This is a genomic window from Bacteroides hominis, from assembly GCF_033042785.2.
GTDB lineage: Bacteria > Bacteroidota > Bacteroidia > Bacteroidales > Bacteroidaceae > Bacteroides > Bacteroides hominis.
In genome coordinates, this window is record NZ_CP178829.1 from 1,551,198 (window position 1) to 1,577,110 (window position 25,913).

Here is a 25,913-nt window from a genome sequence, read left to right on the forward strand (position 1 = left end):
ATGGATTACTTTATCTATTTTTGCAAAATGAAAAACGAATATACATAACGAATATTAACTACTAAAAACAGAATTGACATGAAAAAGAGTTTATTAATCAGTGTTTTTGCAACACTGGCAATGATGATTTCTTTAAATGCATTTGCACAAGAAAAAGCGACAGGTAAGGCTTATAAAGCAATTCAAAAGGACGAAAAAGTAATCAACAAAGATTTGCAGAAAAAAGCGATTAAAGAAGCCCGCAAAGAGGCGAAAGCACTGGCAAAAGAAGGCTTCAAGACTCCGGTTGGAAAATTGCCGTTGGACAAACAGCTGGAAAATTCATGGGAAAAACAGATGGAAATCGATATGAATGGCAATCCATATTGGTATATAGCAACTGCAAGAGTGATTGGTGGAAATCAGTCGGCTGCGGCTATGCAGGCAACCAATACTGCTAAGATTGACATTGCCGGACAGGTTCAGACAAAGGTGACTCAACTGATTGAATCGAAAGTTGCCAATGACGATATGGGACAGGAAGAAGCGGCCAGCCTGTCGAGTGCTGTAGCTGCCGGAAAAAGTATTATCAGCGGAACGTTGGGGCGCACTATTCCTTTGGTGGAAGTGTACAGGACATTGCCAAATAAAAATGTTGAGGTAATGGTTACCATTGGTTACAGTCTGGAGGCGGCAAACAAAGTTGCTGTCAAAGCGCTTAGCGAAGAATTGGCTAAAAAATCACCGGAACTGGCTAAAGAACTGGATAAACTTGCTCAGTGAGTTTTAATATAAAAAGGCAAACTGAATGAACGTAAACAGGCTATTAGGAATTTTAGCTGTACTTTTATTGACCGCTGCCAGCGCTCTTTATGCCCAGAAACCCGTAAAAGTGAAAGGTGTACAAGGGCGTTGGCAGGTCAGCGATGACATCACATTGAAGCAGGCGGAAGAGCGTGCTTTTATGGAAGCAAAGAAAGCTGCTTTGCAAAAGGCGGGCGTGATGGAGAATGTGTGGTCTGTTTTTGGGCAGATTACCCAGGAAGACGGACAGGAGCTTCACGAAGCTTATTCGCAAATGAATGTGCTTGCTATCGGAGGAATGGTGAATATTACTAATAAAAAGGTAGAAGAGGTTTGGGACACAGATACACGCAGCTTGTATAAGGTAGTAACCATCGATGCCGAAGTGCAGAAAGAGGATAAACCGGACAGTTCGTATGCTCTCGAAGTGAAAGGGGTGGAGACACTCTATCGTGAGGGGGATGTGTTTCACTGTAAGTTGACTGTACATGGTACGGATTCATACTTGAAGTTTTTCTGGTTCGACAGTAATGGGGGAGCTTTGCTTTATCCTAATAGTTACGAACCCAATACGTTGTTGAAAGCCGGCAAAGAATATTCGATTCCTTTCAGTAATGCTGTGGACTATCGTATGGAGAAACAGCATAACAAGGAGAGCGAGAAGATAAATATGATGATGGTGGCAACTAAAGAGGATATTCCGTTTACTAAAGAGGTCACTTATCAGAATGTATTAGAGTGGGTGTACTCTATTCCGGCAGTTCAGCGTTGTGCTTTTTATGATATGGTACTTATAAAATAGTGGTTCCCGAACTACTGACCGTTAATCATTAATCACTTATTATGATGAAAACGAAATATTACTTTTCTTTCGTTTTTGCGTCACTCTTTCTGGTTCCATCCGTTGCTATGGCACAGGATGTGAACTATCAGAAGGAGTTTGATAATTTCCAAAAGAAACAGCAGAAAGAATATAAAGACTTTAAAAATAAAGCAGACGAAGAGTTTGCCACATTTCTGAAGGAAGCGTGGCAAAAGTATAATGCCTCTGTGGGGGATTCAATGCCGACACGACCGGAACCGGTGAAACCGACACTTTTCGATAAAAAGAAACCTGTCCCTGCTCCGGTAGAGATTAAGCCGGCGGCTCCCAAAATACCTGTGTCCGATAAACCGGGAGTAGGGGATAAAGTAAATGTGGAAGTTAAAAAGCCGGATCTGCCTGCGGTAGCAGATAAGCCGGCACCCGGTGTCTATGTACCGGGTAAACCTTATACTCCTGTGAAAGTTGATATCCCGGTTCCGCTGCCCGGAAGTTCGGCCCGTCGCAATGTGATTGAGTTCTATGGTACTCAGTTTGAGGTGGCTACGGATATTATTGAAGACTTTGTACTGGGGGGGACAAGCGAGAGTAAAGTTGCGGCTGCTTGGAGCCGGTTGTGTAAAGCCGATCACGAACAATTGATTAACGATTGCGTCCGTTTGAAGAATGAGCATCGGATGAACGACTGGGCATTCTTGCTGTTCATTAAACAGTTAGGGGTACAAATGTGTGGTGCTGTCCGGAAAGATGATGTTGCTTTTTTACAGATGTTTATTCTCAATAAATGTGGATATAAGGTGCGTCTGTCTAAAATAAACGATAAGCTGAAGTTGTTGGTGGCTCCGGCAGGAACTATATTCGGTGTTCCGTATATTACTTTCAAGGGCGTCAAGTACTATGTGTTTGAAGCAGATAAGGGCGGTTCGATGGCTGTTTATACCTACAGTCAGGATTTTGCCAATGCCAAGAATCTGGTGTGTATGGATTTGAACGCTGTGCCACAGTTCGGTATGCAAGAGTTAGGTAAAACAGTGTCTCCTTCGGAAAAATCTCTTCTTCAAATCAATGCGGTTGTCAATAAGAACCTGATGGACTTTTATAAAGATTATCCGCAATGTGAAGTTGCTGTCTACTATAAAACACCCATGAGCAAAGAGTTGAAGAGTGCCCTTTATCCGTCTTTGCAGACAGCTATAAAGGGAAAATCAGAGAAGGATGCTGCGAACATTCTGATTGATTTTGTACAGAATTCATTTCAATATCAGACAGATGGTGAACAATTTGGCTATGAAAAGCCTTTCTTCATGGATGAGAACTTTTATTATCCGGCTTGTGACTGTGAGGACCGTGCCATCTTGTTCTCCAATCTGGTGAAAGACTTGATGGGATTGGACGCTGTGCTGCTCGACTATCCGAACCATATCGCTTCGGCTGTCCGGTTCAACGAAGAAATCTCGGGTGACTACATCTTGCTGGATGGTAAAAAATATCTTATTTGTGATCCTACTTATATCGGTGCACCGATAGGAATGTGTATGGATCGTTTCAAGAGTGTAGCTCCGGAAATAATCCGTTAGTGTTAAATATTATAATAATTGCAGGTTCGGGGTAAAAAATACCCCGAATTGCAATGTTGATATTGCAATATTGTGTACTTTTGCGGCGTGAAATAACACACCCTACTGAATTTATATACAATATTAAATATCTATGCTTAATTTAATTAACTCTATCGTTGCGCGTGCGCAAGCTAATCGCCAGCGCATTGTCCTTCCCGAAGGTACAGAGGAACGTACCTTGAAAGCTGCCAATCAGATTTTGACAGATGAAGTTGCAGATTTGATTCTTTTGGGTAATCCGGAAGAAATTAATGCTGCCGCTGCCAAATGGGGACTCGGAAATATCAACAGGGCCACTATTATTGATCCTGAGAATCATCCGAAGAAAGAAGAATATGCGCAATTGTTGTGCGAACTCCGTAAGAAAAAAGGTATGACTATCGAAGAAGCCCGTAAATTGGTACTCGATCCGTTGTATCTGGGCTGTCTGATCATTAAAAGTGGTGACGCTGACGGACAATTGGCGGGTGCCCGTAATACTACGGGAGATGTGCTTCGTCCGGCTCTCCAGATTATAAAGACATCTCCGGGGATTACATGTGTGTCGGGTGCTATGCTGCTGTTGACACATGCACCGGAATGCGGTCAGAATGGTCTGCTGGTGATGGGGGATGTTGCTGTAACTCCGGTTCCGGACGCTTCACAACTGGCACAGATTGCCGTTTGTACAGCGCGTACTGCTCAGGCGGTAGCAGGAATAGCTGATCCGAAAGTAGCAATGCTTAGTTTCTCTACTAAAGGTTCGGCAAAGCATGAAAATGTGGACAAGGTGGTAGAGGCATTGAAATTAGCTAAAGAGATGGCACCCGATTTGAATATCGATGGTGAAATGCAGGCGGATGCCGCTCTGGTTCCTTCGGTAGGTGCGAGCAAGGCTCCCGGTTCTCCGGTTGCCGGTGAGGCAAATGTGCTGATTGTGCCGAGTCTGGAAGTTGGTAATATTTCTTATAAACTGGTGCAGCGTTTGGGACATGCCGATGCTGTAGGTCCGATTCTTCAGGGTATTGCCCGCCCGGTAAACGATCTTTCACGCGGATGTTCTATTGAAGACGTATACAGAATGATTGCAATCACAGCCAATCAGGCGATTGCTGCAAAGAATGGTAAATAATTAAATCGAAAATCAGATATGAAAGTTTTAGTGTTGAACTGTGGTAGTTCATCTATCAAATACAAGCTGTTCGATATGGACAGCAAAGAAGTGATTGCCCAGGGAGGAATCGAAAAAATCGGTTTGAAAGATTCATTCCTGAAACTGACTTTGCCCAACGGTGAGAAGAAAATCCTTGAGAAGGATATTCCGGAACATACTGTAGGGGTAGAGTTCATCCTGAATACCTTGGTAAGCCCGGAATATGGCGCTATCAAATCACTTGAAGAGATCAATGCCGTAGGTCATCGTATGGTACACGGGGGTGAACGCTTCAGTAAATCAGTATTACTGACTAAAGAAGTGCTTGAAGCTTTCGCTGCCTGCAACGATCTGGCTCCCCTCCACAATCCTGCTAACCTGAAAGGAGTTGATGCCATTACGGCTATTCTGCCGAATGTTCCGCAAATCGGTGTATTCGACACTGCATTCCACCAAACCATGCCGGAATATGCATACCTGTATGCTATTCCTTATGAATTGTACAAAAAGTACGGTGTACGTCGTTATGGTTTCCACGGAACTTCCCATCGTTACGTTTCACAGCGCGTGTGCGAATATCTGGGGATTAAACCGGAAGGACTGAAACTGATTACTTGCCATATCGGAAATGGTGGTTCGATCGCCGCTATCAAAGATGGCAAATGTATCGATACCTCTATGGGATTGACACCGTTGGAAGGTTTGATGATGGGTACCCGTTCTGGTGATATCGATGCCGGAGCTGTAACATTCATTATGGATAAGGAAGGCTTGACAACTACAGGCATTTCCAACCTGTTGAATAAGAAAAGCGGTGTGGCTGGTATGATGAACGGTTCAAGTGATATGCGTGACTTGGAGGCTGCCGTTGCAAAAGGTGATCCTCAGGCTATCTTGACAGAACAGATGTATTTCTACCGCATTAAGAAATATATTGGTGCATATGCTGCTGCTTTAGGAGGCGTAGACGTTATCCTGTTCACAGGTGGTGTCGGTGAAAATCAGGCAACTTGCCGTGCCGGTGTTTGTGAAGGACTGGAATTTCTGGGCGTGAAACTCGACGCTGAAAAGAATAAGGTTCGTGGCGAAGAGGCCATTATCTCAGCTGATGACTCAAGAGTGAAGGTAGTGGTGATCCCTACAGACGAAGAATTGCTGATTGCGTCTGATACAATGGCTATCCTGGATAAATAAAGGTTGATAAGTAATATAGAGGAAAGGCCGGAGGCGGAGATTTATTCTCTGTACTCCGGCTTTTTATATAGTTTGGGTGTGGAGGGAGGCAATCCGTTTTTGAGCGCTAAGCAGCCGGGGACGAGCTATTTAACAGAATATTCATATCCCTTTCTCCTTTTCTTCATTTTAAAAGTTTTATCTTTGCTATCACTAACTCAAATAAACTTAAATGATACAAGAATGAAACGACTTTTTTATTTCTTTCTTTTTGTCTGTGTGGCAGTTATTGCGAATGCTCAGGCAAAATATGTTTTCTATTTCATTGGTGATGGAATGGGTGTGAACCAAGTAAATGGTACGGAGATGTACCGTGCCGAAATCCAGAAAGGGCGCATTGGTGTGGAGCCTTTGCTTTTCACCCGGTTTCCCGTCGGAACGATGGCTACTACTTTTTCTGCTACCAACTCTGTGACAGATTCTTCTGCTGCCGGGACAGCCCTTTCAACCGGTGAAAAGACCTATAATGGTGCTATTGGCATGGATGATCAGAAGAATCCCTTACAGACTGTTGCCGAGAAAGCTAAGAAAGCCGGCAAGAAGGTTGGGGTTACTACCAGTGTAAGCGTCGATCATGCTACTCCTGCTGCTTTCTATGCACACCAGCCGGATCGTAATATGTATTATGAAATAGCTACCGATCTTCCTAAAGCCGGTTTTGACTTTTATGCCGGTGCCGGTTTCCTGAAACCGACTACTACTTACGACAAAAAAGAAGCTCCGAGCGTTTTCCCGATGTTTGAAGAAGCCGGTTACACCATTGCCCGTGGATATAACGATTATAAGGCTAAAGCTGCCACAGCCGGTAAGATGATTTTGATTCAGGAGGAAGGTGCCGATGCGGGTTCTTTGCCTTATGCTATCGACAGTAAAGAAGGTGACTTAACCCTCACACAGATAACGGAAAGCGCGATTGATTTTCTGACCAAAGGAAAAAATAAAGGTTTCTTCCTGATGGTAGAAGGTGGTAAGATAGACTGGGCATGCCATGGAAATGATGCTGCTACAGTGTTCCACGAAGTAGCCGATATGGATAATGCGATCAAAGTTGCTTATGAATTCTACAAAAAACACCCGAAAGAAACCCTGATTGTAGTAACTGCCGATCATGAGACAGGTGGTATGGCATTGGGAACCGGAAGATACGCTCTGAATCTTAAAGCACTTGAAAACCAGAAGGCATCTGCTGAAGAATTGTCTAAGAAGATCAGTGATTTGCGCAAAGCTAAGAACAACCATGTGGCTTGGGAAGACGTTAAAAATCTGTTGTCCGAACAGATGGGCTTCTGGTCTGTACTTCCTATCTCGTGGGAGCAGGAAAAGAAACTGCGTGACGAATATGAAAAGTCATTCGTGAAAAATAAAGTAGAATTTGCCGAGAGTATGTATGCCAAGACTGAACCGATGGCAGCCAAAGCCAAAGAGGTGATGGATCAGATCGCTATGGTAGGCTGGACCAGCGGTGGGCATTCTGCAGGATATGTGCCGGTGTTTGCTATCGGTGCCGGTTCTGATCTGTTCATCGGTAAAATGGATAATACAGAGATTCCGAGACGCATTGCAAAAGCGGGCGGATATAAGTAAACGGCAGATAAGTTCACCATAGAGCACGCAGAGTATACAGAGGATTTGTTGATATACGTATTAATAAACTCTGTGTACTCTGTGTGTTTTGTAATGAACTTGCCTCGTTGACGTTAATTTATCCTCAATATTCTCTATCTTTCAAAGAATTTCTTTAGCTTTGTCTTGTAAACTTTCAAAGAAATATAGAAATGACTAAGTTTGAAATAGAAGAAAAGATAGTAGATATGCTCAAAACCGTATTCGATCCCGAGATACCGGTAAACGTATACGATCTGGGACTGATCTACAAGATAGACGTCGCCGAAGAGGGAGAGGTCTCTATCGATATGACCCTGACCGCTCCTAATTGTCCTGCGGCAGATTTCATTATGGAAGATGTGCGGCAGAAAGTAGAGTCAATTGAGGGAGTGAATTCCGCCACTATCAATCTGGTTTTTGAGCCGGAGTGGGACAAAGATATGATGAGTGAAGAGGCTAAACTGGAACTGGGCTTTTTATAATCGTTACTGTTTTACTTCTATTCTTAAACGATCCATTCTTACAGTATGAAGAACGTATATTTCCTTTCTGATGCCCACTTGGGTTCACGTGCCATAGAGCACGGACGTACACAGGAGCGGCGCCTGGTCAATTTTCTCGACAGCATTAAACATAAAGCTGCCGCGGTATATCTGCTGGGTGACATGTTCGACTTTTGGTATGAGTTCCGTTTGGTGGTGCCCAAAGGTTATACCCGTTTTTTAGGAAAACTCTCTGAACTGACTGATATGGGAGTAGAGGTGCATTTCTTTACGGGCAACCATGATCTTTGGTGTGGCGATTACCTGACCAGGGAGTGTGGGGTGACGATTCACCGTGAGCCGGTGACTACGGAAATCTATGGGAAAGAGTTCTATTTGGCGCATGGTGACGGACTGGGCGATCCGGACAAAAAGTTTAAGTTACTGCGCACGATGTTCCATAGTCGTACGTTGCAGACTTTATTTTCCGCCATTCATCCCCGTTGGAGTATGGATTTAGGACTGAATTGGGCCAAACATAGCCGATTGAAACGTGAAGGGGGGAAAGAGCCTGATTATATGGGTGAAGATAAGGAGTTCTTGGTGCTTTACACAAAGGAGTATCTGAAAAATCATCCCGATATAAACTTCTTCATCTACGGTCACCGTCACATTGAACTTGACTTGATGTTAAGTGCTACCGCACGTATACTTATTCTGGGCGACTGGATCAATTATTTCTCCTATGCGGTGTTTGATGGTGAGAACCTGTTTCTTGAGAATTACATCGAGGGAGAAACACAGCTTTAATTTTCCGGAGTCAGTTGCCGGAGACGAATCAGATAAGCCCTTCGTCAGCAAAACTATAAAAACAACCGTCGCAGACAATGATATGATCCGTCAGGGTAATATTCATTGTTTGCGACGCTTTTTGTATAGCTGCCGTCAGGCGTTTGTCTTCCTGGCTTGGTTTTGCATTGCCCGACGGATGATTGTGAATCAGAGCTATCTGTGTGGCACGTCCTATCAGGGCTTCCCGCAAGATGGTACGTACATCGGCGTATGTTCCGTCAATCCCCCCTGTACTGATACGTAATTTGCTGATTACTTTGCATGCCTGATTCAAAAGTAGGATCCAGAACTCCTCTTGTGGTAGGTCGCACATTAATGGGTGGAACAGCCTGTAAATGTCCTCTGAGCATCTGACTTGTTCACGCTCTTTGCTCTCCTGTAGTTTGCGCCTTTTCCCCAGTTCAAGAGCTGCCATGATAGTAAGACTTTTGGCGGGTCCCATGCCCTTGAACGAGGAAAAGTCCCGTACTTCCCATTTTCCCAGTTCATTCAGGTTATTGTCGCAAGAGGCAAGTATCCTTCTCGTCAGTTCAACGGCACTCTCTTCCGTATTGCCCGAACCTATCAAGATGCCCAATAGCTCGGCGTCGCTCAATGCTTCGGCACCTTTTGCCATCATTTTTTCGCGTGGCCTATCGGCTTTGGACCACTGGTTGATGTTTAGTTTTTGTTTGTTTTTCATAAGTCGGATAGAGAGTGTTTGTATTCTTTTTATATCAACAACTGAAAGACAGTTTTTTTTATTTATAGAAGTTCTTGCGGAAAGCCTCAAACTCGTTTCTTCCCAATACACAGCGTTCCCACCAGGCACGCCAGAATCCCGTTCCGTATCCGATAAGTTGGATGAAAGAGGCAGCGATGGAATAGATGCCGATGCGTAAACTTTTGTTTTGCAGCGCAGAATCCAGACAGACCAGCAATGTATAAAGCAGAATCGGGACAAGACTGAACAGGCAGAAGGGAGTACATAATAGCAGAAGTGTAACTCCTAATGTGAATGCAGCCGGTAGCAGGTGGACGACTTTCAGCGATTCGGGATATTTTTTATAGAGGTTGATACGCGCAATGCCGGAGTTGTGTACTTGCTTGAAGAACTTCTTAAAATCTGTGCGCCGTTTGTGGTATACCCAGGCACCGGGAAAGAGACGGCATCGGTATCCTCCTTTGAAAATGCGAATGCTGAAATCGATGTCTTCGCCGAAGCGCATATTAGAGAAACCTCCCAATGCCTGATAGACTTCACGGCGGACACCCATATTGAAACTTCGCGGATAGAACTTATCCATTTTCTTTTTACCCCCGCGTATGCCTCCGGTAGTGAAGAAAGAAGTCATCGAATAATTGATCGCTTTCTGTATATCAGTGAAAGAACTATGTGCCCGGTCCGGTCCGCCAAAGGCATCGGCCGGGGTGGCAGAAAGTTCCTGTTCCACTGCATCGAAGTATCCTTCGGGAAGGATACAGTCCGAATCTAATATGATAAGGTAGTCCCCTCCGCTGCGTTCGGCCCCGTAATTACGGGTCTGTCCCGGGCCGGAGTTTGGTTTGGCGTAATAATGTATGTCCAGTTTCCCTTGATATTTATTTACTATCGCTTCGCAAGGGACAGATGATCCGTCTTCTACCACTATGACTTCGAAATCCTTGAAATGTTGGGTAGTGAGGCTTTGCAATAATTCGTCCACTTCATCGGGACGATTGTAAACGGGGATAATAACGGAGTATCGCATAGGTTTAATGATAATCGGTTGTTGACTTGCAAATATATGCCATTATTTTTCGATAACCGTCATGGATGGTAATAAAAAAATGCGGCCCCTATTCCCGTAAGGGATAGAAACCACATTTTTTTCGGCAGTTAACCTGTTTATGCTTTTACACGACCTACATAAGAGCCGTCACGAGTATCGATTTCGATTGTTTCGCCTTCGTTGATAAATAGCGGAACACGAACGGTTGCACCTGATTCTACAGTAGCCGGTTTCAATGTGTTAGTAGCTGTATCCCCTTTCATGCCCGGTTCTGTATAAGTAACCTTCATCTGAACTTTGATAGGCATATCAGCGTAAAGTACGGTTTCAGTAGAAGCATCAGATACTACTTCCAGAACGGCACCTTCCAACAGGAAGTCTACACCGTTGATCAAGTCGTGGGCAATCGGGTGTTGGTCGAAAGTTTCCTGATTCATAAAGATATAGTCTTCACCTTCTTTATATAAGAACTGGTAGGGACGACGTTCTACACGTACATCTTCCAACTTTTCACCGATGTTGAAGCGACGTTCGAGAACGTATCCGCTTACCACATCTTTCAGTTTAGTACGCATGAAAGTGTTACCTTTTCCAGGTTTAACGTGGAGGAATTCGATACAGAAATACAGTTTGCCATCCATGCGGATACAAGTTCCGTTCTTGATGTCTTGAGCATTAATCATACTTGATATTCTTTATTTTATAGATTGTTATTGAGTTATCTTCGAACCTTTTCGGGTGCAAAAGTAATCTAAATCGGCAAAAAACACAAAATGTTTTGACTAAAAATGACTTAACTCTTGGTTTATTTAAAAAAAGTGCCTATTTTTGCAGCCCGAATCCGTAGAAATAATAACATAAAACAAGATACAGTAATGAAAAGAACATTTCAACCCTCTAACAGAAAGAGAAAAAACAAACACGGTTTCCGTGAGAGAATGGCTACAGCTAACGGTCGTAGAGTATTGGCTGCGCGTCGCGCTAAAGGTCGTAAGAAACTGACTGTTTCTGACGAATACAACGGAGTGAAGGCATAAGTATTAGCCATAGCAAACGAATAAGAAGAAGTGAAGGAAGATTCCTTTGCTTCTTTTTGTTTTAATAAGCTTTTATCAAAAACTCAGTGAAACTCTGTGATACTGTGTAGCGAAAATAGTATCTTTGTCCGGATTAACAGCTTATAATTATGACGATAAAAGAATTTTTTTCTTTCAAAGCCAATAGATTCTTCTGGGTAAACATCATAGCCATGGTTGTGGTGGCTGTGCTCATTGTGTTCGGCGCACTTAAAGGATTGGATATATACACACGCCATGGCCAAGCTGTAGTGGTGCCCGACGTAAAAGGGATGTCTGTAAGCGAGGCTGAAAAGATGTTCCGGGATCAGGGACTGACTTATGTTGTGTCCGATTCCAATTATGTAAAGAACAAACCGTCCGGCATCATTCTTGATCTTAATCCGTCGGTCGGGCAGAAAGTGAAAGAAGGACGAACGATCTACCTCACAATAAATACACTCAGTACTCCTTTGTGCGTAGTGCCCGATGTGGCCGATAACAGCTCCGTGCGTCAGGCACAGGCAAAGTTAATGGCTGCTGGTTTTAAGCTGACCGAGAACCGGATGGTGAGCGGAGAGAAGGACTGGGTATATGGTGTCATTTATCAGGGACACCAGTTGCAGATTGGAGATAAAGCTCCTATCGGTGCTACTTTGACTCTGATGGTGGGTGACGGGGTACAATCTGCCGGAGCCGATTCGGTCGATATGGTAGAAAATGCTGCCATTTCTGCTGATGATTCCGGGACTGAAGACGATTCCTGGTTTTAATGTAAGAAACGTATACGTAGAAAAAACGCATGATAGAAGAATTGCCTGACGAACTTGAACAGGACGAATTGGATGATATAGAACCTGTAGGTGACGAGAACCAGCTCTACGAGCATTTCCGTGTGGTAGTGGACAAAGGGCAGGCGATGGTCCGGGTAGATAAATATTTGTTTGAACGCATCGTCAATGCTTCGCGCAATCGCATACAGAAGGCTGCTGAAGACGGTTTTGTCATGGCTAACGGCAAGCCCGTGAAGAGTAGCTATAAGGTGAAACCGCTGGATGTGATTACGGTGATGATGGATCGTCCCCGCTACGATAATGAGATTATTCCTGAAGACATTCCCTTGAATATTGTCTACGAAGACAAATACCTGATGGTGGTGAACAAGCCTGCCGGGCTGGTTGTGCACCCCGGACACGGAAACTATCATGGTACATTGGTCAATGCCATCGCCTGGCATCTGAAAGATAATCCGGACTATGATGCTAACGACCCTCATGTGGGATTGGTACATCGCATCGATAAAGATACTTCGGGGTTACTGGTCATTGCTAAAACTCCGGATGCCAAAACCAATCTGGGCATTCAGTTTTTCAATAAGACTACCAAACGCAGATACCGTGCACTCGTATGGGGAATTGTCGATCAGGACGAAGGTACCATCGTGGGGAGTATCGCCCGTAATCCGAAAGACCGGATGCAAATGGCCGTTATGCCCGACCCGGCTCAAGGAAAACATGCTGTCACCCATTACCGGGTACTTGAGCGTCTGGGATATGTCACTCTGGTGGAATGTATTCTTGAAACAGGGCGTACGCACCAGATACGCGTACACATGAAGCATATCGGTCACGTACTCTTTAATGACGAACGGTATGGCGGTCACGAAATCCTGAAGGGAACTCACTTTAGTAAATACAAACAATTTGTAAACAATTGCTTCGACACTTGTCCGCGGCAGGCCTTGCACGCCATGACGCTGGGGTTTGTGCATCCCGTCACTGGTGAAGAGATGCATTTCACTTCGGAGTTGCCGGATGATATGACCCGGTTGATAGAGAAGTGGCGAGGCTATATTAGCAACAGAGATTTAGAATGAAACGCAACATTGCCATCGTGGCAGGAGGCGATACCTCCGAAATCGTAGTTTCCCTGCGTAGTGCACAGGGCATTTACTCCTTCATTGATAAGGAGAAGTATAATTTGTACATCGTAGAAATGGAAGGCCGTCGCTGGGAAGTGCAGTTGCCGGACGGAAGTAAAACGCCGGTAGACAGAAACGACTTTAGTTTTATGAATGGGGCGGAGAAGGTTGTATTCGACTTTGCCTATATCACCATTCATGGGACGCCGGGTGAAGACGGACGTTTGCAGGGGTATTTCGACATGATGCGCATTCCGTATTCGTGTTGTGGTGTATTGGCTGCTGCCATCACTTACGATAAGTTTGTCTGCAACCAGTATCTCAAGGCATTTGGCGTACGTATCTCCGAATCATTGTTGTTGCGTCAGGGACAGACTGTTTCCGATGAGGATGTGATAGAGAAGATCGGTCTGCCTTGCTTCATCAAACCCAATTTAGGGGGGTCCAGTTTTGGAGTGACAAAGGTAAAAACGCGCGAACAAATTCAGCCAGCCATCGCTAAAGCTTTCGGCGAAGCGGAAGAGGTAATGATAGAAGCTTTTATGGCCGGAACAGAATTGACTTGCGGTTGTTATAAGACGAAAGAAAAATCGGTCGTTTTCCCGTTGACTGAGGTAGTGACGCATAATGAGTTTTTCGATTACGATGCGAAGTACAACGGACAAGTAGACGAAATCACTCCGGCACGTGTATCGGAAGAACTGACCAAACGGGTACAGGCATTGACTTCGGCTATCTATGATATATTGGGATGTTCGGGCATTATCCGCGTAGACTATATCATTACGGAAGGTGAAAAGATTAATCTTCTGGAGGTGAATACCACACCGGGTATGACCGCTACCAGCTTCATTCCCCAACAGGTGCGTGCTGCCGGAATGGATATAAAAGATGTAATGACTGATATTATTGAGAATAAATTTTAACTGTAAGCTGTGAGCAATGGGCTACAGGCTGCACAAACCGCAAGTTTGGTGTGGTATAAGATAGCGTGGCTCTCGTAGCTTATACAAAGAATGAAAGCTATGAATACAACCGAGTTTGATGAAATCCGTCCTTACAACGACGAAGAGCTCCCCGGAGTTTTCGAAGAACTGATTGCCGATCCGGCTTTTCAGAAAGTGGTTGCCGGGGTGATACCGGATGTTCCCTTTGAGATGTTGGCACAAAAGATGCGTGCCTGCAAAACGAAACTGGAATTTCAGAAGACCTTCTGTTACGGTCTGCTGTGGAAACTGGCGGGGGAGTGTACTGATGGTATCTCATTAGATCATACGGCTATTCCGGACAAGAGTAAGGCATACACATACATTTCGAATCACCGGGATATAATCCTCGATTCCGGCTTCTTGTCGGTACTGTTAGTCGACCAGGGGATGGATACGGTGGAAATTGCCATTGGTGATAACCTGCTGATTTATCCGTGGATCAAAAAGTTTGTCCGGGTCAATAAATCATTTATCGTACAGCGCGCACTGACTATGCGGCAAATGCTTGAATCATCGGCACGTATGTCCCGTTATATGCACTATACGATTGGTCAAAAGAACCAGTCCATCTGGATTGCACAGCGTGAAGGACGTGCCAAGGACTCCAATGACCGCACTCAGGACAGTGTGCTCAAGATGCTTGCGATGGGTGGAGAGGGTGATGTAGTGGATCGTCTGATGGAGATGAATATTGCTCCTCTTGCTATTTCTTACGAATATGATCCTTGCGATTACCTGAAAGCACAGGAGTTCCAGTTGAAACGTGATATAGAGGGGTATAAGAAGACCATGGAAGACGATCTGAAAAATATGCAGACCGGTCTGTTTGGTTATAAAGGTAAGGTACACTTCCAGACCGGGGCCTGCCTCAATGATTTGCTTTCGACAGTGGATCGTTCTTTGCCTAAGCCTGAGTTGTTTACACGCATCTCTACATGGATCGACGAACGCATTCATGGCAATTATCGACTCTACCCGGGCAATTATGTGGCTCATGACTTGCTGACCGGCAAAAATGATTTTGAGTCCCATTATACATTGGCCGACAAACAACGTTTCGAAGCCTATATGGAGAAACAGCTTGGAAAGATTGAGATACCCGATAAGGATATTCCATTCTTGCGTGAAAAGTTGTTGCTGATGTATGCTAATCCGCTTGTGAATTACTTAGCTGCACGTCAATGAGAATATGGGTGCTGCATATCGCCCGACTTGTATTGCTCTCTGCTTTCCTGATCTCCTGTAATGAAGAAGAGGGAGTCTCTTACCCTCCTGTGAAACTGGAGTTTCTGACCGCTGAGGCGGGAGCAGACGGTACTTTGCAAACATTGGTAACGGATAAGGGAGAGCGTCTGGTGGTGGCAGAAGACCGCACCCGGACGGAATTATTCCCGAATGGAAGTAGCCGCGTGGTGAGTAATTATGAAGTAATCTCGTCCGCCGGTGGGCAGAAGGAGGTGCGGATTTATGCATTGGCCAATACTGTATCTCCTGCCCCGGTACCCGCTGCGGAGTTCGGAAATGGTTTGAAACTGGACCCGGTTGATGTGCTGAGTATCTGGATGGGGCGTGATTTTCTGAATATGACCCTCTCCATCAAAGCACAAAGTGAGAAACACAGGTTCCATTTCATTGAAGAGTCCGTTGTGAGGGATGCCGTAACAGGGCGGTTAACTGTCCGTTTGATGCTCTATCATGATAATGGAGGAGATATGGAAGCCTATACCAAGCGGGCTTATGTCTCGGTACCGTTGGGCCGGTATGCGGCAAGTGCTGCCGAACCGGCAATGATTTATTTCAGCTTGCATACGTATGACGGGAAGGTGAAGACCTATCAGTTTGAGTACGTACCCAGTCACTAATCATTAATTACTAAAAAGTTGTGTTTTGAATTTATTATTTAATTCTGTAGAGATGTGTATGATTGTATTGGGTGGAGTATATTTAAGTGATATTGGAAAGCGTTTTTGTTATTAAACGACTTTAGATATTATTCTTATTTTGTGTTCTCATTTCACCATGTCTTGAGAATTTATTAAAACTAATAAAATATTATTTTATATAATATTTTATTAGTTTATTTATGTGTATATTGTGACCATTAAACGATATTTGATTAATCTTAAAAAAGAAGCTTATGAAAAAGAACATTTTATTGGGGAGTGTTTTGTTATTTATTATGGTTATCACATTGGGAGTCTCTATATCAAGAACTCAGAATGTGAATTCCGATTTGTTTTCTTTGGTTGGCGTGGAACAGCTATCTTATGCTGAGGTTATTGGCCCTGTTGAAGTAACTTGTAGTGGAGGTAGTTCTGGTACTTGTTTCAAAATGGGATATCAAGAGGGATTATATGGTACTTGTTACTTCTTTTGTACTTTTACTGGATATCAAAGCGACTATTGTAGTTCTTGGTATGTTAACTTGGTGAATTTTTGTACAATAATAGGGGGGATCTAAACGTATCGATATAAAATGATTTTGAGGGTTATGTATAACTTTTGAGAGCAGAAACTATGAATTTGAGTAAAAAGTGTTAATATACAATGTGCTAATGTATTATAGCTTTTTACTCAAATTGTTTTAATATTTATTTCTCTGAGGCTTAAATTATGAAAAATATACTTGTTTTTATTATTATAGCAATGGGACTTGCAGCATGTAGGCGTTCGTCTACAATCACTCCAAGAGATGTAAAGGGCATAAAGACAGTAAATATAGATAAAAATAATGTAGTTTCTATCTATGATATTTTTTCTAAGGTGGAAATAATTCCTTTAGAGATGACTGAGGAGTCTGCATTAGGCTATCCTCTAAGAAAAATTTTAGTGAATGATGGAAATTATTATGTTTTAGATTACACTCAAAATACAATCTTTAAATTTGACTCTTGTGGCAAATATTTAGATAAGATTAATAAATTAGGCTCTGCTCCAGAAGAGTATACTTTATTATATGATTTCAGTTTTAATCCTTATAACCAAAATTTGGAATTAATGTCTGCTATGGGATATATTAATATTTATGATCATTCTGGGGAATTTTTTAAGCAGCGTGTAAATTTACCCAAAACAGTACATTCTATTAACTATTTTGCAAATTTATCTCCCGACAAATATGTTTTCTTTAGTAACACAAAAGAAGGTAATAAGATTATGCTTTATGATATAAAAGAGAAAAAAATAACTTCTGAGAATTATGATGTACCAAGTTTTATTTTTACTAATACCCCTTATCATCATTCTTATAGTCCATTTTATATGCATAATGATACTGTTTGCTTTGTGCAAGCTTATAATGGCGATGTATTTACCATTTGTGAAGATGGAACTCTGAAACCTAGATTTCAATGGAATTTTATGGAATATAATTTTGATATTTCGACTCTTAAAGAGGAGTCGATCGAATTTTATGTTAATCATAGTCGTAACGTAAGTAGCCATTATGCAACATGTTTTTTAGCTTATGGTGAGAATTCTGATTATTATATAACTCGTTTTAGACTGAAGAAGAGATATTACCATTTGATATTAAATAAAAAAGAAGGGACCTGTCTCACATTTAATTCTTTGAAGGAGGGGTGTGACTGTTTCCCGTTTTTAATGGATAATAATTATCTCTACTTTTATGTAAGCCCTCGGGAACTAAATTTTGCATTGAATCCAGATGTACTTAATAGTAGAGACCGATTGAAATTTGAAACTGTAACTTTTGACGATAATCCAATAATAATTAAATATACATTTAAATGACAGAAATGAGAATAAAAGTGATTTTGTTTTCTGGCCTTTTGATGGCTTTTTCGATTTTAATAATAACAGTTATAATATTATTTATGTGCGCAAATATTACTCAGAAACCAAAAGAAGAAGATAATCCTGACTTTGGAATAGAGAGAATGTATATTGAGGATAATATTTATGAGGCCAGTATGAATAATGGTTTAGAGTTAGATTTGCCTTGGATTCATTTAGATACAGTATTTGTCTGCTATTATTCTGCTCAATCATGTGGCATTTGTGTTGAGTATGCTTTAAATAAGATAAAAGAGTCCTTTGAGCCTACTGATATGGGGCAATGTGTATGGTTTTTAACTTCTGATTTTAATCCTAAAATGAAATTTAGTGAGGAAGGGACAATAAATCTTGGTAAGAAAAAAAGTGGATTAAAAATAGAAGGCTCCATGTATGTATGTTATTTTTTGCTGATAAATGGAAAGGTCCAACATCTTTTTATACCTGAAAAAAAAATTCCCTAATTATACAGATATTTATCTGAAAACAATGAAAAAACGATATTTCTAGGAACTTGTTTGAGGAATAATTTCTGAGTTGTAAAATTGTAATATAATATATTGGGCTTTAATTAAATATTGTTTCCTAACTTCTTGATTATTATGGGATAACTTGATGTAAACACAATGGGTATTGTTAAAATATGGTAATCGAATTATTGACATCTCTTTCGATGTTGACAATCAACTTTGGGGAAAGAAACAATATGCAGCAATGCTGCTCAGTAGATTTACAACAAGATTTGAAAAGCTTATGTTTGGAATGCCCTATTTGGACGATGTTCTTTAGTTCATCATTGATAGTTTCGGTGATAGATTTTTTCTTGAGCAATATTCTGTCGTGAATGCTCATAGGTGTTCTCCGGTGTGTTGCTGTTGAGTAGGGTAATCAATTGTATTCAGTTAATAAACAACTTTTTGAGGAGTTTTTGATTATATGTCCTTTGTTTTCGATAATGATCATAGGAAATCAGATGGAGAAACAGGTGAGTCAAATGTGTGTATACATATTGCTGATAATAATGTTCCAAACGTCTGTAATCTAAGGTATGAAACATAATGAGAATTGAATCACCTACGGCATTCTTGGATTTTGGTGATATTTCTGCTTTTGAGAAGTGTTTCAGAATTTATGTTATATTTTTCAACAGGGTATCAAAAAACTAACAGAAATCATTTGTTAAACAGAATATTTCAATAACTTTGTTTTCAGCAAACATAGCGATAAGAGACTTGAAAATGTTATAATTAAGCATTATAACTTTGCGGGTATTATTGTTATTTATCAAATAATCAAACGATTAAATCCTGTTGAACTCACGTCGTTATAGAATCAAACAATTACTAAATTATATGTCGAAAATGAATTCAATGCTTATGGGAATATGGTTTTTATTGTCATCTCTCTTTTCTTGCCAGCAGTCGAAAGGGGATTTCAAGACAGTGCCGGTAAAGGAGTTTGCTTCACTGATTCAGGACGAGAGCGTACAGCGGTTGGATGTCCGTACAATGGCCGAGTACTCTGAAGGCCATATCCCGGGGACTATCAATATCAATGTGCTTGATGATTCGTTTGCCGCTATGGCAGACTCTACGCTTCAGAAAGATAAGCCGGTAGCTTTGTATTGCCGTAGTGGTAAGCGCAGCAAGAAAGCGGCTGTCATCCTCAGTGAGAAAGGTTATAAAGTTTACGAACTGGATAAGGGATTTAATGCCTGGCAGGAAGCGGGAGAGAAAGTAGAGAAATAACGATCAACGATGAACAGCAATCATGTGCAACCCTGTTCATCGTTGATCGTTCATTGTTATTATAGATTTTCCAACAGTCTTTTCAATACTACTGTTGCTGATATTTCGCGGTTTGCAGCTTCTGGGATCACAATGGATTGCGGGCTCTCGATAACATCGTCCGTCACAATCATGTTCCGTCTTACCGGAAGGCAATGCATGAAGTAGGCGTTGTTGGTTACGGCCATTTGGCGTTCGCCTACGGTCCAGTTGCGGTCTGTACTCAAAATCTGTCCGTAGTTGTCACCTGTGTAGGCTGCCCAGTTCTTGGCATATATAAAGTCGGCTCCTTCGAATGCTTTCATCTGGTCATATTCTACCCGTGCGTTTCCTACAAACTCCGGGTCGAGTTCATAACCTTCAGGGTGGGTGATGACAAATTCATAGTCAGTGGCATTCATCCATTCGGCAAACGAGTTGGGGACCGCCTGTGGCAATGGACGCGGATGCGGTGCCCAGGTCATTACTACTTTCGGACGGGCAGTCTTTTTATATTCTTCGATGGTGATAAGATCGGCAAAGCTCTGCAACGGATGGCGGGTGGCCGCTTCCATGGAGAATACCGGGCGTCCGGAATGTTGTATAAACTGATTGATGATTACTTCGTTATAGTCGTACTCGCGGTTCTCGAAGCGGGCAAACGAACGTACACCGATAATGTCGCAATAACATCCCATGACCGGAATGGCTTCCAACAGATGCTCTGGTTTGTCGCCGTCCATGATGACGCCACGTTCCGTTTCCAGCTTCCAGGCTCCCTGGTTGATGTCCAGCACAATTACGTTCATACCCAGGTTAAGCGCAGCTTTCTGAGTGCTGAGGCGGGTGCGGAGGCTGGAGTTAAAGAAGATCATCAACAGGGTTTTATTACGTCCCAGTTCTACATATTTAAACCGGTCTTTCTTGATCTCGAATGATTCGGCCAGGGCTGATTTCAGGTCGCCGATGTCTTGTACGCAAGTAAATTTCTTCATAATTGTCTTTGTTAGAATGAATATACCTTTCCGCAAAGGTATGATAAAATTTTCAATTGGCAGACTGTGCCCATGAAAGATACTCCGTTTGCCGTGGGGACAGGAAAGTGCTGTTGGCCAGATAATCCTTATTATTGGCATAGATAAAGAGCACACTGCCCTTTTTAATCGTGTCGATTATCGGTTTGGCAAGTGCCTGCGGCAGGGCAGGACAACCCAGGCTTCGTCCCAGGCGGCCGGCAGAAGCGGCTATGTTAGGGTTGGCATAAGCGGCGCCGTGCATCACGATGGCACGTTGTTTGGCTTGGTCATTAATTCCTTTTTCCAGTCCGTTCAGTACCAGAGAGTAGCCGTTGCGCCCCTGATATGTATTTTCTGTCAGGTAAAAGCCAAGTGAACTTTTGTATGAACCGTTTTTATTGGAGAAAGAAGTTGCATAGTTCTCTCCGCTGTTTCTGCCATGTGATACGACAGAGGTATAAAGCAATTTCTTATTCTTCATATCGAGCACATAGAGGCGCTTCTGGGTAGATGGTTTAGAAAAGTCTATCAGCGTCATGATAGACTTGCTTTTCTGCTCGATTTTCCGGTAGCCGGTGACTGCCTGACGGAAGGCTGTATAGCTTACGATACCATCCAGGTGCATATCGTCGAACAGTTGATCCACTTCGTCCGTTTCGGGAGTGGAGGCAACGGATACAGGTTCACTGACCGGTACACGGCTGGGTGTTTCTGCCAAAGGAAGAAGAAACAACAGGAGAAATAGAAATACTTTTTGCATAGGAAACAGAGAAAAATAACGGCGCAAAGATACGGATTTCTATTCCAAAACAAAAATAATTGTCTCATTTACAGGTGCCCAGTCGAAAATAAACTTCGAATGTGAGGTGGCATTCCGTACACACATGTGCGAACGGGGGGTGGTGCCCAGTGACGGACTGTACTCGATGAGTGCTTTGCGTGGCTCGTTTACCGGGACTCCGTGAATGTATCCTCCGTCCGAGAACCGGCTTGCGTAAGGTGCAAAGCCTCCGGTAGCGGTAGAACCGTCTTTGAGGAATATCATACGTGCTTTTTTCTCCTGCAATACGAAGATGCCTAACGGGGTTTCCTGTGCATACGGCGGGCGGTGTCGTCCGGTGGTGGCGGGGTTCATGCTGCGTACAGCCCATCGGGCCTCGCCGGTTTGTTCCAGTGTTGCTATGTTCTGGTCTCTCCGGTCTATCATGATTGCTTTGGTGAAACGGGTCGTATCTGGGAGTACTTTGACGTATTTCTTGGGTACATACCACTCTTCGCCTATGTAGATGGGAGATACCTTGACGAACTTTTCTCCGTCTGCCAGAAAACGTACCAGCGAACCGTCTTCTCCATAACGTTCGGGTACCAGTGTATCGGTGAGCAGATAGAGCGGAACGGACTGGTAACGCTCTATGCCCAGGGTGTCGGCAATGCGTTTGTAAGCATTCCGTTTGTAGTGGCGCACCAATGGGGCTTCACCGTTCCGATTCTTATAGTTTTGCAGGATACCCCATCGAGAGGGCTCTTGCTGGATATTTTCGAGCAGAGCCAGACGTTCTTTGATCTTATCCCACTGGAAACTGCGGGTGGTATCTTTGTATGGGTAAGTATCTTCAAGGGTATATTTGTCGTAGAGCAGGTCTTTCACAATCTCTATCTGCTCTGCCGAGATAGCCTTGGGCTTCTCTTCGGGAGGTGTTTGTTCCAGTGAATCTGCTACAGCAACCGTTTCGGGCTGTAGCGGATTTGTTTTGTTTTCTCTGTTGCATGCGCAGAAAAGGAAGAGGAGGGAGAACAAGTATATATGGGCTGTTTGCTTCATAATGGGATGGGTTAGGGGTTCATTTACAAATATAATATTTTTTATAAGGAATAGCAAAGCGTTTTGTTTTCGTATTATTAATAATTTGCATATTTGCCCTTTGTTTTGTCAAGAGCAAGTTTACACTTCTTTAACGTGAGGCCTTGCCGGATTAAACTATTTATACTTTTCGGATTTTGCGCGGAGGAGTTATGCCGGATGTAACCGCGATAATAAGGTGAAGATGCCGTCTCCGGCTCCGGAAGCAACCGTCTTCGGGCCGGAACACCGGCTCTTCCGGCACGGAATACCGGCTCTGTTGAGGGGAAACACCGGCTCTGTCTTTCGGAAATGCAGCCTTTGAAAAAAAGAAAGGGGGAGGCAGCGGCCTCTCCCTTTTATCGCATTCTAAATAGAATGTAATGTATGATTGTATTTACAAAGATAGCATAATCCGGGGGCAAAGTCAAGTTTTGAACCGGTTATTTTGCGGATTTCGCCTGAATAAAGATCATCGGCGCGTTTGTCCGTCACCTTCAATGATCCATTTGTAGGAAGTGATCTCTTCCAGTCCCATCGGGCCACGGGCGTGCAACTTCTGTGTACTGATGCCGATCTCTGCTCCCAACCCAAATTGTGCTCCGTCGGTAAACGCCGTAGATACATTGGTATATACACATGCTGCATCTACCATCCGGGTAAAAAGGGCGGCGCGTTCCCGACTTTCAGTGACGATGCTCTCGCTGTGGCGGGAACTGTACTCTTGAATATGTCCGAGTGCGTCTTCAAAACTACAGACTGTCTTGATCGCCATTTTATAGTCCAGGAACTCTGTCCCGAAACTTTCGGGTGTAGCCGGTTTCAATCCTTTGGCAGGATAATGTCCTTCAAGTGCCTGATAAGCCAACGGATCAGCGTAGATAATCACATTGCTTGCTTTGAGCTTCTCGCATAGCGCAGGCAGGTCGGACAATCTGCTCTTATGAATGATCACACAATCGAGTGCGTTGCAGACGCTGACACGGCGTGTTTTGGCGTTGTGAATGATGGCTGCTCCCTTAGTAGTGTCTCCGTATTCGTCAAAATATGTATGGCAGATGCCTGCACCTGTTTCTATCACCGGTATGGTGGCATTCTGCCGCACGAAGTTGATCAGGCTGCTGCTACCGCGGGGAATAAGCAGATCTACATATCCGGCGGCATGCAAAAGTTCGTTGGTCGCTTCGCGGTCAGCCGGCAGCAACTCGACGGTGTGGGTGTCTGCATCAAACAGCCGGAGCACATTATGTATCACTTCTACGATGGCGCGATTCGAAAAGTCGGCATCGCTACCGCCTTTTAAAATACAGGCGTTACCACTTTTCAGGCAAAGCGAAAAGACATCGAAACTGACGTTAGGACGTGCTTCGTAGATGATACCGATAACTCCGAAGGGCACACTTACTTTTGTCAGCTTCATTCCGTTGGGCCGGATGCTTTCTTTCAGGATCCTGCCCAGCGGTGAGGGGAGTGTCGCTACGTTCCGTATGTCGGAGGAAATTCCTTTCAACCGTTCTTCGGTCAGTTTCAGCCGGTCGTATTTCGGATTGTCGGGTGACATCCGATCCAGGTCTTTCCGGTTTTCGGAAAGGATATACGGCGTTTGTGCCAAAGCAGCATCCGCTACGGCGTTCAATATCCGGTTTATTTGTTCGTCGGGCAATAATGCTAAACGACGGCTGGCTGCTTGTACGGCAGCAAATGTATCATTCAGGTTCATACGCAATTCGTTTATTCGATGTACAGATAGTCATAATGGACCACTGCTTTTTTTCCATGCTTTCCGATGGCGTCCCGTGCTTGTGTCGAGTCACAGTTGGCTTTGCCCACACCTATGGGAACGCCCCGGTTATCGATGATCCGCACGATGTCATCTTTCTCAAACTCCCCTTCGATGCGGGTGATTCCGATGGGAAGGATGCTGACTGCCTTGTCCGAGTTCAAAACTTCGGAGGCTTGTTCATTGATGTGTATCTCTCCTTTGGCGAAACCTTCGCTGTGGGCTATCCATTTCTTGATGCTCGACACCGGCTGTGGGGCGGGGATGAAACGGGTGCAAATGGTTTCTTCCGGATGTTCCGTCAGGTTGATGAGTATATTGTCACGTTTGCCGTTGGCAATGATTACGGTAATACCTTCGTCTGCCACTTTGCGGGCAATGTTGGTTTTAGTCAGCATACCGCCCCTCCCAAAACTCGATTTGCTGGTCTGGATATAGTTTGTCAGGTCTTTCCCTTGCCCTATTTCCCGTATCACGGATGAAGCCGGATCGGCAGGAGAACCGTTGTATATGCCGTCAATATTGCTTAGGATGATAAGAGCCTGCGCATCCATCATTGAGGCGATGAGTCCCGATAATTCGTCGTTGTCCGTGAACATCAGTTCGGTGACGGAGATGGTATCGTTTTCGTTGACAATGGGGATGACTCCGTTCTCGAGCATTACCGTCATGCAATTTTTCTGGTTGAGGTAATGCCGGCGGGTACCGAAATTCTCTTTGGTGGTGAGTACCTGGCCTACGGCGATGCCGTGATCACGGAACAATTCGTAATATCGGTTGATGAGTTTGGCTTGTCCTACAGCAGAAAATAACTGGCGTTGGTCAACGCTGTCGAGTTTCCTGAGGGTGCGTATTTCACTTCGTCCTGAGGCGACAGCCCCCGAAGAGATAAGAATGATTTCCATTCCGGCTTTATGCAGGGCAGCTATCTGGTCGGTTAGGGCAGACATCCGGGTGACGTCCAGCGTTCCGTCTTGCCGGGTAAGTACGTTACTTCCCACCTTTACAGCTATTCGTGTAAACTCCTTTTTCATTATGCTAACGATTTGAAAGCACAAATATATGGATTTTTGTCGAAATGTAACCTAAGGGGTACATTAAATGAAAGGTCTTATCATCCGGGTGCCTAAAGAGAGGGATTAGGTGCCGGTAGTACATACCTCTCCCACGTGGGTATGCCTGACGGACATGTCTGCGTGGGAGGAGAAAAAATGTTTGGTGATTTATTCGTTCGCCTTTTCCCGGTTTCTCACTATTTCCATAGCCTGCTCGTAGTCGTCTTCATTGACGAGGACGGCTATTTCCTGTCCGATGTAGTAAGGTGCCAGAGCCGCAAGGCCGCCTCCGTCCTTCAGAATGGATTCTATTCCATTGCTTTCAAGTAATCCTTTGGTAAACTCTGCTTCCCAAGGCGAACCGGTGAAGACTTCTACTAAGCGGGTGTCTTTATCTTCTTTCATAATGGTAGGGA

General features: G+C 43.7%; 28 protein-coding genes. 18 read left to right on the forward strand and 10 right to left on the reverse strand.

Annotation, left to right across the window (positions count from 1 at the left end):
* Positions 1–78: 78 nt before the first annotated feature.
* From R3O62_RS06575 to R3O62_RS06610, 8 genes are all read left to right on the forward strand, one after another.
* The gene (locus R3O62_RS06575) at positions 79–762 is read left to right on the forward strand and encodes a hypothetical protein (RefSeq protein ID WP_005778995.1); all 684 of its coding nucleotides are present in this window, start codon (positions 79–81) and stop codon (positions 760–762) included.
* 25 nt (positions 763–787) lie between these two features.
* Positions 788–1,585, forward strand: coding sequence for a DUF4384 domain-containing protein (locus R3O62_RS06580; protein ID WP_005778994.1), 798 nt, complete (start codon positions 788–790; stop codon positions 1,583–1,585).
* A gap of 44 nt (positions 1,586–1,629) precedes the next feature.
* On the forward strand, positions 1,630–3,183 hold the full coding sequence (locus R3O62_RS06585) for a hypothetical protein (protein ID WP_250703130.1): 1,554 nt from the start codon (positions 1,630–1,632) through the stop codon (positions 3,181–3,183).
* A 133-nt stretch (positions 3,184–3,316) separates the two neighbouring features.
* The gene (gene pta / locus R3O62_RS06590) at positions 3,317–4,336 is read left to right on the forward strand and encodes a phosphate acetyltransferase (protein ID WP_005810809.1); all 1,020 of its coding nucleotides are present in this window, start codon (positions 3,317–3,319) and stop codon (positions 4,334–4,336) included.
* Positions 4,337–4,354: 18 nt separating this feature from the next.
* Positions 4,355–5,551 (forward strand): acetate kinase, encoded by a 1,197-nt coding sequence (locus R3O62_RS06595; RefSeq protein WP_005810807.1) that lies wholly within the window; start codon positions 4,355–4,357, stop codon positions 5,549–5,551.
* A gap of 222 nt (positions 5,552–5,773) precedes the next feature.
* Complete coding sequence (locus R3O62_RS06600) at positions 5,774–7,174, forward strand: alkaline phosphatase (protein ID WP_005778990.1); 1,401 nt, start codon at positions 5,774–5,776, stop codon at positions 7,172–7,174.
* Positions 7,175–7,365: 191 nt separating this feature from the next.
* Positions 7,366–7,677, forward strand: a complete 312-nt coding sequence (locus tag R3O62_RS06605; protein ID WP_005778989.1) for a metal-sulfur cluster assembly factor — start codon at positions 7,366–7,368, stop codon at positions 7,675–7,677.
* Between the two features lie 45 nt (positions 7,678–7,722).
* A complete protein-coding gene (locus R3O62_RS06610) occupies positions 7,723–8,487 on the forward strand; it encodes a UDP-2,3-diacylglucosamine diphosphatase (RefSeq protein WP_005810803.1) in 765 nt (254 codons plus the stop codon).
* 28 nt (positions 8,488–8,515) lie between these two features.
* On the opposite strand, the gene radC is transcribed toward R3O62_RS06610, so the two are convergent.
* The 3 genes from radC to efp all read right to left on the reverse strand — a co-directional run bounded on the left by radC (position 8,516) and on the right by efp (position 10,963).
* Entirely contained in the window at positions 8,516–9,211 is a 696-nt protein-coding gene (gene radC / locus R3O62_RS06615) for a RadC family protein (protein WP_032531360.1), read from the reverse strand.
* 58 nt (positions 9,212–9,269) lie between these two features.
* Positions 9,270–10,259 carry a glycosyltransferase gene (locus R3O62_RS06620; protein ID WP_032542900.1) on the reverse strand — a complete coding sequence of 330 codons (990 nt, stop codon included), beginning with the start codon at positions 10,257–10,259 and terminating at the stop codon, positions 9,270–9,272.
* A 137-nt stretch (positions 10,260–10,396) separates the two neighbouring features.
* A complete protein-coding gene (gene efp / locus R3O62_RS06625) occupies positions 10,397–10,963 on the reverse strand; it encodes an elongation factor P (RefSeq protein ID WP_005778982.1) in 567 nt (188 codons plus the stop codon).
* 192 nt (positions 10,964–11,155) lie between these two features.
* On the opposite strand from efp, the gene rpmH reads away from it, so the two are divergent.
* The 9 genes from rpmH to R3O62_RS06670 all read left to right on the forward strand — a co-directional run bounded on the left by rpmH (position 11,156) and on the right by R3O62_RS06670 (position 18,504).
* Positions 11,156–11,317, forward strand: a complete 162-nt coding sequence (gene rpmH, locus R3O62_RS06630; protein ID WP_004292199.1) for a 50S ribosomal protein L34 — start codon at positions 11,156–11,158, stop codon at positions 11,315–11,317.
* A gap of 149 nt (positions 11,318–11,466) precedes the next feature.
* Positions 11,467–12,108, forward strand: coding sequence for a PASTA domain-containing protein (locus tag R3O62_RS06635; RefSeq protein WP_250703126.1), 642 nt, complete (start codon positions 11,467–11,469; stop codon positions 12,106–12,108).
* Between the two features lie 29 nt (positions 12,109–12,137).
* Positions 12,138–13,211, forward strand: coding sequence for an RluA family pseudouridine synthase (locus R3O62_RS06640; protein ID WP_005810796.1), 1,074 nt, complete (start codon positions 12,138–12,140; stop codon positions 13,209–13,211).
* Positions 13,208–14,182 (forward strand): D-alanine--D-alanine ligase, encoded by a 975-nt coding sequence (locus tag R3O62_RS06645; RefSeq protein WP_005778975.1) that lies wholly within the window; start codon positions 13,208–13,210, stop codon positions 14,180–14,182. The genes R3O62_RS06640 and R3O62_RS06645 overlap by 4 nt, the downstream gene beginning before the upstream one ends.
* Positions 14,183–14,281: 99 nt before the next feature.
* Positions 14,282–15,430 carry a 1-acyl-sn-glycerol-3-phosphate acyltransferase gene (locus R3O62_RS06650; protein WP_005778973.1) on the forward strand — a complete coding sequence of 383 codons (1,149 nt, stop codon included), beginning with the start codon at positions 14,282–14,284 and terminating at the stop codon, positions 15,428–15,430.
* Complete coding sequence (locus tag R3O62_RS06655; protein WP_269096169.1) at positions 15,427–16,107, forward strand: NigD-like protein; 681 nt, start codon at positions 15,427–15,429, stop codon at positions 16,105–16,107. The genes R3O62_RS06650 and R3O62_RS06655 overlap by 4 nt, the downstream gene beginning before the upstream one ends.
* 275 nt (positions 16,108–16,382) lie before the next feature.
* Positions 16,383–16,706: a hypothetical protein gene (locus R3O62_RS06660; protein WP_005810792.1), complete on the forward strand. Its 324-nt coding sequence runs from the start codon at positions 16,383–16,385 to the stop codon at positions 16,704–16,706.
* 152 nt (positions 16,707–16,858) lie between these two features.
* Positions 16,859–17,998 carry a 6-bladed beta-propeller gene (locus R3O62_RS06665; RefSeq protein WP_005810790.1) on the forward strand — a complete coding sequence of 380 codons (1,140 nt, stop codon included), beginning with the start codon at positions 16,859–16,861 and terminating at the stop codon, positions 17,996–17,998.
* Positions 17,995–18,504, forward strand: coding sequence for a hypothetical protein (locus R3O62_RS06670; protein WP_269110181.1), 510 nt, complete (start codon positions 17,995–17,997; stop codon positions 18,502–18,504). The genes R3O62_RS06665 and R3O62_RS06670 overlap by 4 nt, the downstream gene beginning before the upstream one ends.
* 172 nt (positions 18,505–18,676) lie before the next feature.
* Here the strand turns inward: R3O62_RS06670 and R3O62_RS06675 are convergent, their stop codons facing one another.
* On the reverse strand, positions 18,677–18,892 hold the full coding sequence (locus R3O62_RS06675) for a transposase (protein WP_080594398.1): 216 nt from the start codon (positions 18,890–18,892) through the stop codon (positions 18,677–18,679).
* A 500-nt stretch (positions 18,893–19,392) separates the two neighbouring features.
* Between R3O62_RS06675 and R3O62_RS06680 the strand changes: the two genes are divergently transcribed.
* Positions 19,393–19,788: a rhodanese-like domain-containing protein gene (locus tag R3O62_RS06680; RefSeq protein ID WP_032531766.1), complete on the forward strand. Its 396-nt coding sequence runs from the start codon at positions 19,393–19,395 to the stop codon at positions 19,786–19,788.
* Positions 19,789–19,847: 59 nt separating this feature from the next.
* Here R3O62_RS06680 and R3O62_RS06685 read toward each other — a convergent pair whose 3' ends face one another.
* From R3O62_RS06685 to R3O62_RS06710, 6 genes are all read right to left on the reverse strand, one after another.
* On the reverse strand, positions 19,848–20,801 hold the full coding sequence (locus tag R3O62_RS06685; RefSeq protein ID WP_032540311.1) for an acetylornithine carbamoyltransferase: 954 nt from the start codon (positions 20,799–20,801) through the stop codon (positions 19,848–19,850).
* 52 nt (positions 20,802–20,853) lie between these two features.
* Positions 20,854–21,582: a murein L,D-transpeptidase catalytic domain family protein gene (locus R3O62_RS06690; protein WP_032535396.1), complete on the reverse strand. Its 729-nt coding sequence runs from the start codon at positions 21,580–21,582 to the stop codon at positions 20,854–20,856.
* 39 nt (positions 21,583–21,621) lie between these two features.
* Positions 21,622–22,644 (reverse strand): L,D-transpeptidase, encoded by a 1,023-nt coding sequence (locus R3O62_RS06695; protein WP_175636585.1) that lies wholly within the window; start codon positions 22,642–22,644, stop codon positions 21,622–21,624.
* A gap of 490 nt (positions 22,645–23,134) precedes the next feature.
* The gene (locus R3O62_RS06700; protein ID WP_195316642.1) at positions 23,135–24,382 is read right to left on the reverse strand and encodes a glutamate-5-semialdehyde dehydrogenase; all 1,248 of its coding nucleotides are present in this window, start codon (positions 24,380–24,382) and stop codon (positions 23,135–23,137) included.
* Positions 24,383–24,393: 11 nt separating this feature from the next.
* A complete protein-coding gene (proB, locus tag R3O62_RS06705; RefSeq protein WP_005778957.1) occupies positions 24,394–25,476 on the reverse strand; it encodes a glutamate 5-kinase in 1,083 nt (360 codons plus the stop codon).
* Between the two features lie 189 nt (positions 25,477–25,665).
* On the reverse strand, positions 25,666–25,902 hold the full coding sequence (locus tag R3O62_RS06710; protein WP_005778954.1) for a DUF2007-related protein: 237 nt from the start codon (positions 25,900–25,902) through the stop codon (positions 25,666–25,668).
* Positions 25,903–25,913 lie beyond the last annotated feature (11 nt).